Origin of the sequence: Azospirillum humicireducens, from assembly GCF_001639105.2 — a bacterium.
Lineage (GTDB): Bacteria > Pseudomonadota > Alphaproteobacteria > Azospirillales > Azospirillaceae > Azospirillum > Azospirillum humicireducens.
The window spans coordinates 655,274-672,666 of record NZ_CP028907.1; the positions used below are offsets into that span (position 1 = coordinate 655,274).

Annotated in this window: 17 protein-coding genes; 15 read left to right on the forward strand and 2 right to left on the reverse strand. The window is 67.8% G+C overall.

The window, feature by feature from the left end:
- Window positions 1–20: 20 nt before the first annotated feature.
- Both A6A40_RS30025 and A6A40_RS30030 read left to right on the forward strand, forming a co-directional pair.
- Window positions 21–497 (forward strand): class I SAM-dependent methyltransferase, encoded by a 477-nt coding sequence (locus A6A40_RS30025; RefSeq protein ID WP_108549454.1) that lies wholly within the window; start codon window positions 21–23, stop codon window positions 495–497.
- A gap of 12 nt (window positions 498–509) precedes the next feature.
- The gene (locus tag A6A40_RS30030) at window positions 510–1,832 is read left to right on the forward strand and encodes a class I SAM-dependent methyltransferase (protein WP_236784152.1); all 1,323 of its coding nucleotides are present in this window, start codon (window positions 510–512) and stop codon (window positions 1,830–1,832) included.
- A 40-nt stretch (window positions 1,833–1,872) separates the two neighbouring features.
- On the opposite strand, the gene A6A40_RS30035 is transcribed toward A6A40_RS30030, so the two are convergent.
- Window positions 1,873–4,032, reverse strand: coding sequence for a malate synthase G (locus tag A6A40_RS30035; RefSeq protein WP_108549455.1), 2,160 nt, complete (start codon window positions 4,030–4,032; stop codon window positions 1,873–1,875).
- 160 nt (window positions 4,033–4,192) lie between these two features.
- Window positions 4,193–5,425: a hypothetical protein gene (locus tag A6A40_RS30040; RefSeq protein ID WP_108549456.1), complete on the reverse strand. Its 1,233-nt coding sequence runs from the start codon at window positions 5,423–5,425 to the stop codon at window positions 4,193–4,195.
- 206 nt (window positions 5,426–5,631) lie between these two features.
- On the opposite strand from A6A40_RS30040, the gene A6A40_RS30045 reads away from it, so the two are divergent.
- The 13 genes from A6A40_RS30045 to A6A40_RS30105 all read left to right on the forward strand — a co-directional run bounded on the left by A6A40_RS30045 (window position 5,632) and on the right by A6A40_RS30105 (window position 17,295).
- Entirely contained in the window at window positions 5,632–6,639 is a 1,008-nt protein-coding gene (locus A6A40_RS30045; protein ID WP_108549457.1) for a hypothetical protein, read from the forward strand.
- Window positions 6,636–7,061: a phage holin family protein gene (locus A6A40_RS30050; protein WP_108549458.1), complete on the forward strand. Its 426-nt coding sequence runs from the start codon at window positions 6,636–6,638 to the stop codon at window positions 7,059–7,061. The genes A6A40_RS30045 and A6A40_RS30050 overlap by 4 nt, the downstream gene beginning before the upstream one ends.
- Before the next feature lie 11 nt (window positions 7,062–7,072).
- On the forward strand, window positions 7,073–8,107 hold the full coding sequence (locus A6A40_RS30875; protein WP_158279390.1) for a hypothetical protein: 1,035 nt from the start codon (window positions 7,073–7,075) through the stop codon (window positions 8,105–8,107).
- Window positions 8,108–8,420: 313 nt separating this feature from the next.
- Window positions 8,421–8,891 (forward strand): SUF system Fe-S cluster assembly regulator, encoded by a 471-nt coding sequence (locus A6A40_RS30060; RefSeq protein ID WP_108549459.1) that lies wholly within the window; start codon window positions 8,421–8,423, stop codon window positions 8,889–8,891.
- Between the two features lie 45 nt (window positions 8,892–8,936).
- Window positions 8,937–10,421 (forward strand): Fe-S cluster assembly protein SufB, encoded by a 1,485-nt coding sequence (sufB, locus tag A6A40_RS30065; RefSeq protein ID WP_108549460.1) that lies wholly within the window; start codon window positions 8,937–8,939, stop codon window positions 10,419–10,421.
- A gap of 97 nt (window positions 10,422–10,518) precedes the next feature.
- Window positions 10,519–11,271 (forward strand): Fe-S cluster assembly ATPase SufC, encoded by a 753-nt coding sequence (gene sufC, locus A6A40_RS30070; RefSeq protein WP_108549461.1) that lies wholly within the window; start codon window positions 10,519–10,521, stop codon window positions 11,269–11,271.
- Window positions 11,271–12,638, forward strand: a complete 1,368-nt coding sequence (sufD, locus tag A6A40_RS30075; protein ID WP_236784153.1) for a Fe-S cluster assembly protein SufD — start codon at window positions 11,271–11,273, stop codon at window positions 12,636–12,638. Before sufC ends, sufD begins: the two co-directional genes overlap by 1 nt.
- 1 nt (window position 12,639) lies before the next feature.
- Entirely contained in the window at window positions 12,640–13,902 is a 1,263-nt protein-coding gene (locus tag A6A40_RS30080) for a cysteine desulfurase (RefSeq protein ID WP_108549463.1), read from the forward strand.
- Window positions 13,899–14,366, forward strand: coding sequence for a Fe-S cluster assembly sulfur transfer protein SufU (gene sufU / locus A6A40_RS30085; protein ID WP_108549464.1), 468 nt, complete (start codon window positions 13,899–13,901; stop codon window positions 14,364–14,366). The genes A6A40_RS30080 and sufU overlap by 4 nt, the downstream gene beginning before the upstream one ends.
- 15 nt (window positions 14,367–14,381) lie before the next feature.
- Window positions 14,382–14,849 carry an iron-sulfur cluster assembly protein gene (locus A6A40_RS30090; protein ID WP_108549465.1) on the forward strand — a complete coding sequence of 156 codons (468 nt, stop codon included), beginning with the start codon at window positions 14,382–14,384 and terminating at the stop codon, window positions 14,847–14,849.
- Window positions 14,850–14,872: 23 nt separating this feature from the next.
- Entirely contained in the window at window positions 14,873–15,217 is a 345-nt protein-coding gene (locus A6A40_RS30095) for a HesB/IscA family protein (RefSeq protein ID WP_014249543.1), read from the forward strand.
- Window positions 15,218–15,685: 468 nt separating this feature from the next.
- Complete coding sequence (locus A6A40_RS30100) at window positions 15,686–16,168, forward strand: RNA polymerase sigma factor (protein WP_236784154.1); 483 nt, start codon at window positions 15,686–15,688, stop codon at window positions 16,166–16,168.
- A gap of 101 nt (window positions 16,169–16,269) precedes the next feature.
- Entirely contained in the window at window positions 16,270–17,295 is a 1,026-nt protein-coding gene (locus A6A40_RS30105) for a FecR family protein (RefSeq protein WP_108549467.1), read from the forward strand.
- Window positions 17,296–17,393 lie beyond the last annotated feature (98 nt).

A 17,393-nucleotide genomic window follows, 5' to 3' on the forward strand; every position in this document is an offset into this window, starting at 1 on the left:
GTACCGAATTGTGCCGGGCCATGGCGAAGGCCGCCCAATGCGGTCCCAACCGCCGCGTGGTGGAACTGGGGCCGGGCACCGGTCCCGTCACCTCCGCCCTGCTCGGCCATGGGGTCGCTCCGAACAATCTGCTGATGGTCGAACTGGACCCCGCCTTTGCCGACCATCTCTCGCTGCTGCATCCGGACGCGACGGTGGTGCGCGGCGACGCGACGCGGGTGCACCGGATCGTTCAGGCCCATGGCTGGGAAAGCTGCGACGCCGTGGTGTCGGGTCTGCCGCTGATCGCCATGCCGCTGTCGGTGCAGGCGCGGATCGTGCGCGGTGCCTTTTCCGTGCTGGCGCCCGACGGGGTTTTCGTGCAATTCACCTATGGTCCCTTCGCCCCGGTGAATCCGGAGTTGATCCGGCGGCTGCGGCTGAAACCGCGGCGTCATGCCTGGATCGCCCGGAACCTTCCGCCGGCGTCGGTTTGGACCTTCCGCCGGCTGCCCTGACGACGAGTCATTTTGACTGCTGACACCGTACTGGACGAGGCGCGCGCCCTGATAGACGCGCGCCGTTACCGCCCCGCCCTGCGCCTGCTTCGCGGCGCACCCCCGTGCTCCGGGATCGAGCGGCTCCATCTGCTGGGGCTGGCCCATCTCGGCCATCGCGGTCCGGCCGCCGCCATCGCCTGTCTGCGCCGGGTGCTGGCCGACAGCCCCGCAGACGCCGACCGTCTCGCCTTCCTCGCCAAGGCCCATCAGGCCGACAACGCCCCCTTCCCAGCCGTCACCTTGCTGGAGCGTGCGCTGCGCCTCGCCCCCGGACGCCCCGACCTGACGGCGGCGCTGGCCGGGGCCTTGCGCCGCGACGCCCGCTACACCGACGCGATCGCCGTGACGCGCGAGGCGCTGGCCACCGGCGACCTTTCCCCCGACATCCGCTTCGAGGCCGCCACCGCCGCCGCCTATCTCGGGCATGACCGGGAGGCGCTGGCCCATTTCGATGCGCTGCTGGCCGACGATCCCGAGCATGCCGCGGGCTGGTTCGGCAGCCATGCCCAGGCCCTGCACGATCATGGCCCCGACGAGGCCCTGCGCCGCCTGCGCCGCGCCACCCGCTGCGGCGGTGCCGCCGGCAAATATTGGGGCTATCTCGCCGCCACCCTGCGGCTGCTCGGCCGCGATGCCGAGGCCGACGCGGTGGAAGCGGCGGAGGTCGGCGACAACCCGAAGCGCCGCCCGCTGCCCGACGGGGTCAAGGCGCTGCTGCCGAAGCTCTCCGCCGACTTCCGGCTGTTCGGCAACAGCGGCCGGCTGCTGCGTCACGCCGTCGCCTGCGCCGCCACACCCGGTTTGGTGCTGGAGTTCGGCGTGCGGCGCGGCACCTCGCTCGACCACATCGCCGACGCGGCCGGCCAGGAGGTCCACGGCTTCGATTCGTTCGAGGGCCTGCCGGAGGGCTGGGTCAACTCTCCCCGCGGCGTGCTGACCACCGGCAGCCAGCTGCCGCCGGTGCGCGACAACGCCCGCCTGCATGTGGGGTGGTTCGAGGACAGCCTGCCGCCGTTCCTGTCGGCCCATCCGGGGCCGGTGCGCTTCGTCAATGTCGACAGCGACATCTATGCCTCGGCCCGCACCGTACTGACCGCGCTGGCCGACCGGGTGCGTCCGGGAACCATCATCGTCTTCGACGAATATATCGGCAACCGCAGCTGGCGCGACGACGAGTACCGGGCGTTCCAGGAGTTTGCCGCCGAGAACGCGGTCCGTTACGAGTATTTCGCCGCCAGCCCCTACACCAAGCAGGTGGCGGTGCGGGTTCTGGACATCGGCCACTCGGAATAAATGCTGCGGGGAGCAAGGCCCCCCGCAGCGAAGACAAACCTCACCCCGCCGCCTTCACCTGACGGCGGCGCGCATGCAGGACCGGCTCGGTGTAGCCGTTCGGCTGGATGCGGCCCTTGAACACCAGATCGCAGGCGGCCTGGAAAGCGATGCTGCCGTCGAAGTTGCCGGCCATCGGCTTGTACAGCGGGTCGCCGGCATTCTGCTTGTCGACGACGGCAGCCATGCGCTTCATGACCTCCATCACCTGGGCCTCGGTGCAGATGCCGTGGTGCAGCCAGTTGGCGATGTGCTGGCTGGAGATGCGCAGGGTGGCGCGGTCTTCCATCAGCCCGACGTCATGGATGTCCGGCACCTTGGAGCAGCCGACGCCCTGGTCGATCCAGCGCACCACATAGCCGAGGATGCCCTGGGCGTTGTTCTCCAACTCCTGCCGGATCTCGTCCTCCGACCAGTTGGGGCGGTCGGCGAGCGGGATGGTCAGGATGTCGGACAGGGCGGCGGCCTGCCGCTTGGCCAGCTGGTCCTGCACCTCGGCCACGTTCACCGCGTGATAGTGGGTGGCGTGCAGGGTGGCGGCGGTCGGCGACGGCACCCAGGCGGTGTTGGCGCCGGCCTTCGGATGGCCGATCTTGGCGACCAGCATGTCGGCCATCAGGTCGGGCATCGCCCACATGCCCTTGCCGATCTGGGCACGGCCCTTCAGACCGGCGCGCAGCCCGACATCGACGTTGTTGTCCTCATAGGCGGAGATCCATTTGGTGGCCTTCATCGCCGCCTTGCGAACGACCGGGCCGGCCTCCATCGAGGTGTGGATCTCGTCGCCTGTGCGGTCAAGGAAGCCGGTGTTGATGAACACCACCCGGTCCTTGGCGGCGCGGATGCACTCCTTGAGGTTGACGCTGGTGCGGCGCTCCTCGTCCATGATGCCGACCTTGAGGGTGTTGCGGGCCATGCCCAGCAGATCCTCGACACGGCCGAACAGCTCGTCGGCAAAGGCGACCTCCTCCGGCCCGTGCATCTTCGGCTTCACGATGTAGACCGAGCCGGCGCGGCTGTTGCGCAGGCCACCCTCGGCCTTCAGGTCGTGCAGCGCGATCAGCGAGGTGAAGACGCCGTCGAGGATGCCTTCCGGCGCCTCGCTGCCGTCGGACAGCTTGACCATGTCGATGGTCATCAGGTGGCCGACGTTGCGGACCAGCAGCAGGCTGCGGCCATGCAGGGTGACGCTGCCGGTCGGCGTGGTGTAGGTGCGGTCGGGGTTCAGCTTGCGGACGACGGTCTTGTCGCCCTTGGGGAAGCTGGCCTCCAGCGTGCCCTTCATCAGGCCCAGCCAGTTGCGGTAGGCGACGACCTTGTCCTCCGCATCCACGGCGGCGACGGAATCCTCGCAGTCCTGGATGGTCGACAGCGCGGCTTCCAGCACGACGTCGGCGACGCCGGCGGCATCGCCCTTGCCGATCACGCTGCTCCGGTCGATGCGGATCTCGATGTGGGTGCCGTTCTGGACCAGCAGCACCGCCGACGGCGCCGAGGCCTCGCCCTGCCAGCCGACGAAGGCGGCCTTGTCCTTCAGGCTGGTCTTGCCACCGCTCTTGAGCGTCACCGCCAGCGCGTCGCCCTCGACCGCATAGCCGGTCGCGTCGGCATGGCTGCCGTCGGCCAGCGGAACGCTGTCGTCGAGGAACTTGCGGGCCCAGGCGATCACCTGCGCGCCGCGGGCGGCGTCATAGCCGCCGGCCGCCGGGGTGCCGGGGATGGCGTCGGTGCCGTACAGCGCGTCGTACAGGCTGCCCCAGCGCGCGTTGGCGGCGTTCAGGGCATAGCGGGCATTGGTGATCGGCACCACCAGCTGCGGGCCGGCGAGAGAGGCGATCTCCGGATCGACCTTGCCGGTGCCGACGGCGAAGTCGCCGCCCTCCGGTACCAGATAGCCGATCTCGCGCAGGAAGGACTCGTACTCGGCCTGATCGAAGAGCTTGCCGCGGCGGGCGGTGTGCCAGCCGTCGATCTGCGCCTGCAGGCTGTCGCGCTTGTCCAGCAGAGCCTTGTTGCGCGGCGCCAGCTCGTGCAGGAGCTGGTCGAGGCCGGTCCAGAGACGGTCGGCGTCGACACCGGTCCCCGGCAGCGCCTCGTCATTGATGAAGTCGTACAGCGGGCGGGCGATTTCGAGGCCGCCACGGCGGATCCAGTTGCTCATCTCGTTGCGTGTCCCATTCTCTTGCGCTCGGTTCGCAGACTCCTCTCCGGGAGTCTTGGTTCATCGGTTATCGCGTCTTCCGATTGACCCGGTCAACACAATGTCGCACCGCAGCGTATGGAGAAATGGTAGCAGGCGGCCGGCACCGGACCGGCCGCGCTCACGCCAATAGATTAAGCACGGCAGCCGATTGGGAGGCGGGCTGGACAACCGAGGCGGCGGCGGTCGACGGGGCCGGCGCCTGCGCCCCCTCCGCAGTGCTGCCGCCGAGCGCTCCGGTGCCCCCGAGCGCCTGCCCAAGCTCCTTGGCCGACCCGAGCGCCGCGGCGCGCAGGGCGTTGACCTCCTTCTGGGCGGCTTCGACCATCTTGTCGTCGGCCTTGAAGCCTTCCCGCCGCTCGCGCCGCCGTTTTTCAGACTCGTCCAGCATGTTGGCGGCCTTCGCCTCGCCGATGATGCGCTTGGAGGTGGCGAGCACCCCCTCAACCCGTTGGCCGAAGGTGTCGGCCTCGCGGTAGCGCGACATCTTCAAGGCGTTGTCGGACATCAGCTGCTGAATCATCGCGCTTCGCCCGCCGGTGCCGGCAGTCGGCGCGCCGGATTGACCGGCGGCAGGCTGGCCGGCAGCGGACGGATCGGTGTCGGACGGATCGGTGTCGGACGGGCTGGCGGCGGTCATCCCGCCGTTGCCCAGGCCCGACAGCACATCCTCCACCAGGCGGGCGATGTCGGCGGGCAGCTTGCCGTCCCGCATCTCCTCCGCCCCCGCGGACTGCGCATCCGCATCGGCGCCGGCATCGGCCGCCATCAGGTCGGCGGTGCTTGCCGCGGAACCGGCGGCGGCCGACGCCCCCTCCCCCGTCGAGATGCCGATGGTCAGCGTCACCTCGGTCTGTTGCAGGGTCAGGCTGGTGGTCGTGCGGGTGATCGTCGTCTCCGACGACAGCATCGTGGCGCCGCCGGTGGCATCGCCCGGCAGCCCCAACTCCGCCGCGGCCTTGATGCCGGCCCCATATTCCTTTGCGGCGCGCCCGGCCTCGCGCGCCAGCAGCGCCGCCTCCCGCGCCAGGGTCGCCAGCTTCTGCGGATCGCCCTGGGCAAAGCGCATCGCCAGCTTCAACTGCTCGATCTTGCGTTCGACCTGCTCAAGCCGCGCGGCAGCCGCCTGCTTGGGCCCGCCGACCCGCCTCGCCTCCTCCAGCGCCGCCTGGGCGCTGGCATGGTCGCTCTGCCATTTTGTCGCGGCCTGGGTCAACGCCTGCGCGCGCTCCGCCTTCTGGGCGAGCTGGCCGTGGGCGTCCTTGGCCTGCAGCTCCTTCTCCCACGGCTTCTTCGCCTGCTGCAGACGGAAAAGTCCGGCCTGACCGTCGGCCACCACGCTGAAGACGCTCATGCCGCCACCCCCAGTTCGGCCGAACCAACCTGTTCGCGGCAAAGTTTAGCACAATCGGAGAAACTGTCCATTTCGCGCGGTGCGTGCGTGGAACCCCGAAGGCCTGGGCCGTGTTTCACTTCCCGACACCCGCTTCCGCAACGGGCGGTTTGAAGCCGCAGGCGCGGAGCCACGGAATACCGGAATCCCCGAGGAGGAAAGACAAGATGCCGAACCGCGACATGACCGGCACCGGCGGACCGACCCCGACCGGCTCCACGACCGGAAGTTCAACCGCTGGAAGCCCGCCGACCGGAAATTTCGCTGCCGGCAGCTCGAACGCCGGCGGCAGCGTCGATGAGATGAAGAAGACCGTCAACCGCGCGGCCGACGATGTGATGTCCACCGGGCGCGAGACGCTGGGCAACGCCCAGGGCCGCATCCGCTCGCTGCTGGAGCAGCAGACCGGCCGCGCCGCCGATCAGCTGGGCGGCGTCGCCAACGCCCTGCACAAGGCCGCCGAGCAGCTGAACGAGGAGAATGGCGGCGTGGTCGCCGATTACGCCGAGCAGGCGGCCAGCCGCGTCGAGCGTGTCGCCGACATGCTGCGCGACGCCTCCGTCGACGACATCGTCGGCGAGGTCGAGGGCTTCGCCCGCCGCCAGCCCGAGGTGTTCATCGGTGCCGCCTTCGCCGTCGGATTCCTCGCCGCGCGTTTCCTCAAAAGCTCCAGCGACCGCCGCATGCACCGCGCCTCGACCTCGCTTCGCGGCACTGCGCACCCGTCGCAATCCGTGCGCACCGCCCGCGGCGCCTCCTACGACACCGGCCGCGATACCGGCCGGGACACGGGCCGCGGCTCCGCCCCCAGCCGTGGCATGGCCGGCGGCATCGGCGAGTCCGTCGGCCGCAGCACCCCGCCCCACAGCGCCGACACCCCGACGACGGGGTCGTCGGCTGTGAACACCGGCCGTCTCGCCGGCCGCATGGACTCCGAACGCGGATCGGAGCGTCTGGAAGAGCCGAAGCCGGCCGCCGGCCGCATCGGCATGCCGATGTCCACCGCCCCGGCCTCGGTCACCGGCCACGGCGCCTCGCCGTCGGCGGACACCGCTCTCGGCGCCAGCACCGTGAACTCCGGCGCCACCGAGGTCGGCAGCGTCCAGGGCGGTAGCCAGGGCGGCCCTGCCGGGGCCAGCTCCTCCACCTCCAAGCCGCAGGGTCAGCGTCCATGAGCGCCGCCGAGAACCGCTATGACGAGCCGCGGGATCCGCGGCAGGACCGGCCGCTCGCCGGCCTGTTCGCCGATCTCGCCCGCGAATCCGCCAACCTCGCCCGATCCGAGATCGCGTTGGCGAAGGCCGAGCTGACCGACAAGGCCGCCGAGGCCGCCGGTGGCGTGGCCTTCATCGCCGTCGGCGGACTGGTCGCCTTCGCCGGCGTCCTGGTCCTGCTTGCCTCCGCGGTTCTCGGCCTGTCCAACGTCCTGGCCCCGTGGCTGTCCGCGCTGATCGTCGGCGTGACGGTTCTGGCGGTGGGCGGCATCCTGGCTTACGTCGGCAAGAACCGGCTGAGCCCCGCCAACCTCCGCCCCCGCCGCACCATGAACACGCTGGACGAGGACAAGCGCTGGGCGAAATCCCAGCTTGCCCGCTGAGGGACCGGCCGATGACGGACGACGATCGTCAATCGAAAAATCTCGACGCCCTGGAGGGTGACATCCGCGCCAGCCGCGCGCGCATCGGCGGCACCATCGATGCGCTGCGCGACCGGACATCCCGTCTGCGCGACAGTCTGACGCGGTGGTCCCCCCAATCCCTGATGGAGAATTCCATGAAGCACACCTATTCGCCGTCGACGCCGGACACCCCGCCCCAGCGCGCCAGTCTGCACCAGACCGACCGTTACGAAAGCGGCCAGACCATCCATTACAATCGCCGGCAGTCCCAGCCCTCCGGTTCGGTGCTGGACAGCGTCACCAGCAACCCGATCCCGCTGGCGCTGATCGGCATCGGTCTGGGCTGGCTGGCCCTGTCCAGCACCGGCTACGACCGCCGCATCGCCCGCTCCAGCACGGTCCGCAACGCCCGCCACCGCATGGGCGACGCCGTGGACTATGCCCGCGAAACCCTGAGCGACGCCGGCGAGAGCGTCCGCAACGCCGCCAGCTCGGCCTATGACAGCGCCTCGGGCGCGGTCAGCTCCGCCTACGACAGCGCGTCGGGCACCGTCAGCGGCATGGTGGGCGGTTCGGACAACGGCCATGTGTCCGACCCTGTGTCCGGCCGGAGCGACCTCCACAGCCAGCGCCAGTCGCAGGGCTATGTCAGCCGCGGCATGTCGCGCCTGTCCTCCATGACGCCGTCGGCCGACCATCTTCGCCACCGCGCGCACGACATGTCGACCGGCTTCTGGGACCTCGTCGAGGATCATCCCATCGTCGCCGGCGCCATGGGCGTGGCGCTGGGTGCGGCCATCGGCGCCGCCCTGCCCGGCACGCGCTATGAGAAGCAGTGGGTCGGCGACTATGCCGACGAGGCCACTGATCGGGCAAAGGCCATCGCGATGGACGCGCTCGACCGCGGCACCCGCGCCGCCCAGGCCGCGGCACAGACCGCAGTCGAGTCGGCCAAGGAAGACGTTCGCGACGTCGTCTCCGAAGCCACCAGCGCCGCCCGCGAGGAAGTGAAGAAGCCGGGCTGATCCCCGCTTCCATCGTCACCGGACTGACCCCGCGCCGCCCCCGGCGCGGGGTTTTCCGCATTGGGGGTCTCTTTTACCATCCTGCGGCAAACCGCCGCATCCTGTCCCCTGACCTGCGGCTTCGCTGTAGCGTGGGGAGAATCACCACGTTATAACCGAGCGGCGTTGACGGGTATTGTCGGCGCATCTGCCATGCATCCGCCGGAAACCCGCGGAAACCCTGCACTTTAATCGACAAACGCCCCTTGCCCCCCGGAGCAATCAGGACTAAATTGGTCCTGTATTCGAAACCGGGGTGAAACGGGGTGTGGGCATGATCCGGCTGAGCAAGCTGACCGACTATGCCATCGTCGTGCTGAGCGAGATGGCGCGCCAGGTCGGCACGGTCCATACCGTCGCCCATCTTGCCGACCGTACCGGCGTTCCCGCTCCCACCGTCGCCAAGCTGATGAAGGCGATGACGCCAGCCGGGCTCACGACCTCCCAGCGCGGTGCCGCTGGCGGTTATGCGCTGAGCCGGCCGGCCGATGCAATCTCCATCGCGGAAATCATCACGGCGCTCGACGGTCCCATCGCGCTGACCGCCTGTGTCGACGGTGCCGACAGCCAGTGCGGCGTGGAGCAGCTCTGCCCCATGCGCGGCGGTTGGGAAAAGGTGAACCGCGCCATCCGCGGCGCGCTGGAGGAGGTGTCGCTGGCCGACATGATGGTCCCGATCACCTTCCCGGCCCCGGCAGCCGCAACGACTTCAACAGCCGCCCAGCCGGCCCGCCCTGCGCACTGAACGGCGCGCACCGAACAGCATTCTTGAGAAGGACGAGGCAAAGCCATGGCCGCCCAACCGGAAACCGTCGAGCAGGTCCGCGCCGTCACGGAGCAGAAGTACAAGTACGGCTTCACGACCGACATCGAATCCGACGTCGCGCCGAAGGGCCTCAACGAGGACATCGTCCGCTTCATCTCCGCCAAGAAGGAGGAGCCGGAGTGGCTGCTGGAATGGCGCCTGAAGGCCTTCCGCGTCTGGCAGACGATGGAGGAGCCGCAATGGGCCGCCGTCAGCTTCCCGCCCATCGACTATCAGGACGCGCATTATTATGCGGCGCCGAAGAAGAAGGCCGGGCCGAAGTCGCTGGACGAGGTCGATCCCGAACTGCTGAAGACCTACGAGAAGCTGGGCATCCCGCTGCGTGAGCAGGAGATCCTGGCCGGCGTCGAGGGGTCGGAGGGCAAGAGCCCGGCTATCGCCGTGGACGCCGTGTTCGACAGCGTTTCGGTCGCCACCACCTTCAAGGCGAAGCTGGAGGAGATGGGCATCATCTTCTGCGCGATCTCCGAGGCGGTGCAAAAGCACCCGGAACTCGTGAAGAAGTATCTCGGCTCGGTGGTGCCCTATACCGACAACTATTATGCGACGTTGAACTGTGCGGTCTTCACCGACGGCAGCTTCGTCTACATCCCCAAGGGCGTGCGCTGCCCGATGGAGCTGTCCACCTATTTCCGCATCAACCAGGCCAACACCGGCCAGTTCGAGCGGACGCTGATCATCGCCGATGAGGGGTCCTACGTCAGCTATCTGGAAGGCTGCACGGCGCCCAAGCGCGACGAGAACCAGCTGCACGCCGCGGTGGTCGAACTGGTGGCGATGGACGATGCGACCATCAAATACTCGACGGTCCAGAACTGGTATCCCGGCAACGAGGAGGGCGTCGGCGGCATCTACAACTTCGTGACCAAGCGCGGCGCCTGCCGCGGCAGGAACTCCAAGATCTCCTGGACGCAGGTGGAGACCGGCTCGGCGATCACCTGGAAGTATCCGAGCTGCATCCTGCAGGGCGACAATTCGGTGGGCGAGTTCTATTCGGTCGCCATCACCAACAACTTCCAGCAGGCCGACACCGGCACCAAGATGATCCACATCGGCAAGAACACCCGCTCGACGATCGTGTCGAAGGGCATCTCGGCCGGCAAGGCGCAGCAGACCTACCGCGGGCTGGTGAAGATCCTGCCCAGGGCGGAGGGGGCGCGCAACCATACACAGTGCGACAGCCTGCTGATCGGCGACAAATGCGGCGCCCACACGGTCCCCTACATCGAGAGCCGCAACCGTTCCGCCCGCATCGAGCACGAGGCGACGACGGCCAAGATCAGCGAGGACCAGCTGTTCTACTGCCGCCAGCGCGGCATTTCGGAGGAGGACGCTGTGTCCCTGATCGTCAACGGCTTCTGCAAGGAGGTCCTGAAGGAACTCCCCATGGAGTTCGCCGTGGAAGCGCAGAAGCTGGTGGGCATCAGCCTGGAAGGCAGCGTGGGGTAAGGGATGCCCTCCCCGCTTCCCCGAGGAGCGGCGGAGGACGGAGTGAAGCCACCGGACGGCGTGCCGGAAGCCTGAAGAAGACAACGAGGCCAAGACGATGATCGAAATCAAGAACCTGCACGCCACCGTGGACGGCAAGGAAATCCTCAAGGGGGTCGACCTGACCATCCGTCCGGGCGAGGTCCATGCCATCATGGGCCCGAACGGCGCCGGCAAGAGCACCATGTCCTACGTGCTGGCCGGCCGCGACGGCTATGAGGTCACGGAAGGTTCGGTCACCTACTACGGCAAGGACCTGCTGGCGATGGAGCCGGAAGAGCGGGCAGCCGAGGGCGTCTTCCTGGCCTTCCAGTATCCGGTGGAAATCCCCGGCGTCGGCAACACAACCTTCCTGAAGACCGCGATCAACGCCATCCGCAAGCATCGCGGCGAGAAGGAGCTGGACGCCATGCAGTTCCTGAAGCTGATCCGCGAGAAGACCAAGGCGCTGGGCATGTCGGACGAGATGCTGAAGCGCGCGGTCAATGTCGGATTCTCCGGCGGCGAGAAGAAGCGCAACGAAACGCTGCAGATGGCGATGCTTGAGCCGAAATTCGCCATCCTCGACGAGACGGACAGCGGCCTGGACATCGACGCGCTGAAGATCGTGGCCGAGGGTGTCAACGCGCTCCGCTCGCCGGAGCGGTCGATGCTGGTCATCACCCACTACCAGCGCCTGCTCGACTACATCGTTCCCGACTATGTGCACGTCCTGGCCGCCGGCCGCATCGTGAAATCGGGCGGCAAGGAACTGGCGCTGGAGCTGGAGAAGAACGGTTACCGCGACTTCGGCGCGAGCGAGGCGGCGTGATGACGGCACACTCCTCCCCCCTTCAGCCGATGACCTACTCGACACGCGGCGCCGATCCGGCGACGGCGCCGGCCTTCCTGGCTCCGCTCGATCGGGTGGGCTCCGGGCTGCCCGGCAGCGGCCTGTCCTGGCTGACCGAGCTGCGTGCGACGGGCCGCGAGCGATTCGCCGCCGTCGGCCTGCCAACGATCAGGAACGAGAGCTGGCGCTACACCAACCTGCGCGACCTCGCCAAGGTCAGCTTCCAGCCGGCCGGCCCGGCGGCGGCCACCATCGACCTGCTGCCGACGGTGCGGGCCGAGGGGCAGGACGGGCCGCGCCTGGTCTTCGTCGACGGCCGTTTCCGCGCCGACCTGTCCTCCGTCGAGGGGCTGCCGCCGGGCGTCGAATTGCTGAGTCTCGCCGCCGCGCTGACCACGCATTCCGACCTGCTGGCCGACCATATCGGCCGCCTCGCCGCGGCGGATGACCGTCCCCTGGTGGCGCTGAACAGCGCCTATCTCGCCGACGGCGCGGTCCTGCATGTGCCGGCCGGCGTTCAGGTCGAACGCCCTGTCGAGCTGGTCTACGTCTCCGTCGGGACCGAGGCCCAGGCGACCTCCTGCCATCCGCGCAGCCTGCTGATCGCAGAGGCCGGGTCGAAGGCGGTGGTGGTCGAACACCATGTCGGCCGTGGCGCCGGCACCACACTGTCCAACCATGTGACCGAGGTCTTCGTCGGCGAAGGCGCCACCCTGCACCATTACAAGTCGCAGCGCGAAGGCGGCGGCGCCATCCACCTGTCGCACATCGCGGCGACGGTGGCGACCGGCGGCTGCTACGACAACTTCATCCTGACCACGGGTGCAAAGCTGTCGCGCAACGAGGTGGTCAGCCGCCTGGACGGGACCGAGGCGCGGACCCATGTCAGCGGCGGCTATCTGGTCCGCGGCACCCAGCATGCCGACACCACCACGGTGATCGTCCACGCCAAGCCGAACGGCACCAGCCGCGAGGTCTACAAGGGCGTGATCGACGACACGGCGCGCGCGGTGTTTCAGGGCAAGATCACCGTCTGCCCGGATGCGCAGAAGACCGACGGCTATCAGCTGAACCGCGCCCTGCTGCTGTCCGACGGCGCCGAGATCGACAGCAAGCCGGAACTGGAAATCCACGCCGACGACGTGAAGTGCAGCCATGGCTGCACCGCTGGCGAACTGGACGACGACGCGCTGTTCTACCTGCGCGCCCGCGGCATCGACCGCGACACGGCCCAGGGCCTGCTGATCGGCGCCTTCCTGTCCGAATCGCTGGAGGAAATCGCCGAGGAGTCGATCCGCGACGCCTTCCAGGGGATCATCGCCGGCTGGCTGGAGGAGCAGAAATAACATGTCCGATGCCATCCTGAACCAAGCCTACGACGTGCAGCGGGTGCGGGAGGATTTCCCCATCCTCGCCCGCAGCGTCCACGCCAGGAAGGGAAAGCCCGGCAAACCGCTGGTCTATCTGGACAGCGGTGCGTCCGCCCAGAAGCCGCGTCAGGTCATCCAGGCGATGACCCGCTTCTTGGAGGAGGATTACTCCAACATCCATCGCGGCGTTCATTTCCTGTCGCAGACCGCCACCGACCAGTTCGAGGCGGTGCGCACCAAGGTCGCGCGTTTCCTGAACGCACCGAACGACCGCTGCATCGTCTTCACCCGCAGCTCGACCGAGGCGATCAACCTCGTGGCCAGCAGCTATGGCCGGACCTTCCTGAACGAAGGCGACGAGGTCATCCTGTCGATCATGGAGCATCACGCGAACATCGTTCCGTGGCAACTGCTCCAGGCCGAGAAGAGGATCGTCATCAAGGTCGTGCCCTGCGACGAGTTCGGCGTTCTCGACATGGACGCCTACAAGGATCTGCTATCGGACCGCACGAAGCTGGTGGCGATCACCCACTGCTCCAACGTGCTGGGCACCGTCACCCCGGCGAAGACCATCGCCAAGCTGGCGCATGAGCGCGGCGTGCCCGTCCTGTTCGACGGCAGCCAGGCGGTGGTGCATGGCACGGTGGACGTGCAGGACATCGACGCCGACTTCTACGTCTTCACCGCCCACAAGCTCTATGGCCCGACCGGCCTCGGCGTGCTCTACGGCAAGTACGACCTCCTGAAGAAGATGCCCCCGTATCAGGGCGGCGGCGACATGATCGAGAGCGTCAGCTTCGAAGGCACCACCTTCAAGGCCCCGCCGTCGCGCTTCGAGGCCGGCACCCCGCCGATCACCGAGGTCATCGGTCTGGGCGCCGCCATCGACTATGTCGAGACTCTCGGCCGCGACGCCATCGCCGCGCACGAACATGACCTGCTGCAATACGCGACGCAGCAGCTCTCGCAGATCGACGGCCTGCGCATCGTCGGCACCGCACCCGGCAAGGGGCCGATCATCTCCTTCGCGCTGGAGGGCGTGCACCCGCACGATGTCGGCACCATCGTCGACCAGTATGGCGTCGCCGTGCGCGTCGGCCGCCATTGCGCCGAGCCGCTGGCCGAGCGGTTCGGGGTGGGACCGACCGTCCGCGCCTCCTTCGGCCTCTACAACACGCGGGAGGAAGCCGACGCCCTCGTCCAGTCCCTCCAGGCGGTCAAGGAGTTCTTCGGAGCATGATGGACGATCTGCGCGAGCTGTATCAGGAAGTGATCCTGGACCACGGCAAGAATCCCCGCAACTTCCGCCATCCCGACGACGCCAACCGCGAGGCGAAGGGCGAGAATCCGATGTGCGGCGACCGCTTCATGGTCTATCTGACCCTGAAGGACGGGGTGGTCGACGACGTGGCCTTCCAGGGCCGCGGCTGCGCCATCTCCACTGCCAGCGCCTCGATGATGACGGAACTGGTGCGCGGCAAGACGGCCACGGAGGCTGAGAAGCTCTTCCACGCCTTCCATGAGCTGTGCACCCAGGACGAGCCCGACATCCCCGAGGGTGTCGACGACGAGACGATGGAAAAGCTGATGGTGATGTCCGGCGTGCGCCAGTTCCCGGTGCGGGTGAAGTGCGCGACGCTGGCCTGGCACGCCATGAACGCGGCACTCCACGGTGAGGCTTCTGCCTCCAGCGACCAGTTCTGACGGAGGGTGATCGAAATGCCCGATGAAGCCCTGACCCAGCGCCCGATGGCTCCCAATCCGGCCGAAGCCGAGGCGCAGTTGAAGGTGCAGACTGCCGCGGAGACTGCCGCGGAGACTGCCGAGGCAGGCTCCAAGGAGTTCGCCCCGATGCCCCAGCCGCCCGAGGGTTACGACCCGCGGGAGGAGATCATGGATCGCGTCGTGGCGGCCATCAAGACCTGCTACGACCCGGAAATCCCGGTCGATATCTGGGAATTGGGGCTGATCTACCGCGTGGACATGGATGGGCAGCGCAACGTCGAGATTGATATGACGCTGACCAGCCCCATGTGTCCGGTGGCCGGCGAACTGCCCGAGCAGGTCCGTCAGGCCGTGCTGGGCGTCGAGGACGTCAACGAGGTCAAGATCGAACTGGTGTGGGAACCCCCCTGGCACCAGGGCATGATGTCCGAGGAAGCCCGTCTGCAACTGGATATGTTCTGAGCCGTATTTAGGAGACCGTCACCATGGCCCGTTCCCTGCCCAAGGCGATCACGATCACCGACGCCGCCGCGGAGCGCGTCAAGGCGCTGATGTCCAAGGCCACCGACGACATGGTCGGCCTTCGCATCGGCGTGAAGGCGCGCGGCTGTTCGGGGCTTAGCTATGACGTCCAGTATGCCAAGGAAAAGATGAAGTTCGACGAGGTGGTGGAGGACAAGGGCGTCACCATCCTGATCGACCCGGCCGCCGTCATGTTCCTGATCGGCAGCGAGATGGACTATGTCGACGACAAGTTCCAGACCGGTTTCGTCTTCAAGAACCCGAACGAGAAGGGCCGCTGCGGCTGCGGCGAGAGCTTCCACGTCTGACGTCCGGTAGCGCCTCCACCATCGCTTGCGGTGGTGGAGGAAATAGAGCAATCCCTGGGTGTTGCCGCCGGCCAAGACTGTAACCGTCGCGGCAGCCGGCCAAATCCATGTCGGCGAAGCCACTCGATCTGATGCGTCTGCCACATCGGCGGCATCGCGTGGTGAAACCGTTCCAGTCGGCCAACTCGGAAAAGCGATCATCGGCATGGCACAGCGTTAAGCCGATCAGCGGGTAAGCTCCCGCTGCTTGACGCAGCAAAATAAGAATCGTTCGCATTCTAAGGACGGTGCGGCTATACCGGTGTTACCGGCATCCCAGGCAATGGCCAAGCGGGTGTCGGTTCCTTTGCATCCGGCATTCCGCGCACCCGTGACCGACATTCTCCGCCCTGCCCTGACCGATGATACCAGCATCCGGCCCGCCCGATGACCGGCCCTGTCGGAAGCTGGGCGCGCAGGATCGCGGAGTTGTTCGATGCGCATCGGTTGCGGGTGGAGCGTGTCATCGCGCGGCGCACCGGCGATCCGCAGACAGCGGGCGATCTGGCGCAGGATGCCTTCCTGCGGCTGGCCCGTCTGCCCGATGGAGACGCGGTGCAGAATCCGGCCGGTCTGCTCTATGTGGTGGCCGACCGCATCGCACTGGACCATTGCCGCGCCGCCAAGCGCCAGCGCCTTCGCGAGGTCGGGCCTCCCGGCGACGACATGCCAACTGCGGTCCCCGGCGCCGACGCTGTGGTGGAGCGGAACCAGACCATGGCCCGGCTGCGCGGCGCCATCGATGCCCTTTCACCCAAAACCCGCGAGGTGTTCCTGCTCTATCATGTCGAGGGGTTGACGTACCGTGCCATCGGTGAACGGCTCGGCATCTCCCCCCGTACGGTGGAGTACCATCTGCGCGCGGCGCTTGAGCAATGCCGCGCCCACATGAAGCGGCGCCCGCCGCGATGATCGGCAGAACCCTTTTCCCGACAGGCCAATTTCTTTGAGGGATCTGCCTCCGCAGGTCGTCTTACCAAACACGAGGCAACAGGAGCTTGCGGCAAGACGCGATGAATCATCGGGATGGACAGCCGAGGGAACCGCTAGGCGCTGAGCCGGCAGACGGCGGACTGGACGAAGACCGGCTGTTCTCGGAAGCCAACGCGTGGTTCTTCCGCCTGCAGGCCGACGACGTCACCCCGGCGGAGCGCACCGCCTTCGCCCAGTGGCTGGCCCGCAGCCCCGCTCATGCCCGCGCCTGGAGCGAACTGCGCACCCTCCTGCACGACCTGGAGGAACCTGCCCGTGCGGCCCATGCCGAAGCCCGCATCGCAGCCCCCCGGCGCCCCGCCGCGATCGGTGTTCGGCGCTTCGCTGCGGCGATGGCGGTTCTGCTGGCGGTTGGCGGCCTTGGCATCTGGCGCGGACCGGCGCTCTACCAGAATGCCGTTGCCGATCAGGTGACCTCGGCCGGACAGCGGCGGACATTAATCCTGCCGGACGGCTCCACCGCCGAAATGAATGGCAACACCGCGCTGGCGCTGGATTTTCAGGGTGGGGCGAGGCGCGTCCGGATCCTGCGTGGAGAGGCGTGGTTCCACGTCGTCCGCGATCCCGACCGTCCCTTCGTCGTCGATGGCGGCGCAGGTGCCGCCCGCGTGCTGGGCACCCAATTCAGCGTCCGGCGCGACGATGACCGCACAACGGTCACGGTCGGCGAAGGGCTGGTGGAGGTCACCGCCCACCGGCACGCAGATGATCGCGACCCTTGGCCCGACAGCGTCCGCCTGCGCCCAGGCGAGAGCGCGGAGGCCGGTCCCCATGGCCTGGCCGGACCGCGGACGGCGGATCCGACCGTCGTCTTCGCATGGCGCCAGGGGCAGATCGTCTTCCGCCAGCAGTCGCTCGCCTCGGTCATAGCCGCGCTGAACCAACAATGGCCGGGCCGTGTGGTCCTGCTGAACGACGAGGCAGCGGAGCGCGTGGTCTCCGGCGTGTTCGCGCTCGACCGCCCCGACGCCGTGTTCGATGCGCTGGAGCGCGGTCTCGGCGTGCGCGCCACCCGCATCACCCCCTATCTGACCCTGCTCCGCTGAAAAAATGCGGGAGGATTGAAAAAACCTCCCAGGGATTTCCGTGCGCCCATCGTCATGTCCGGCAAGTAAGCGAATGAGACGCAGTCGCAGAAAGCGGC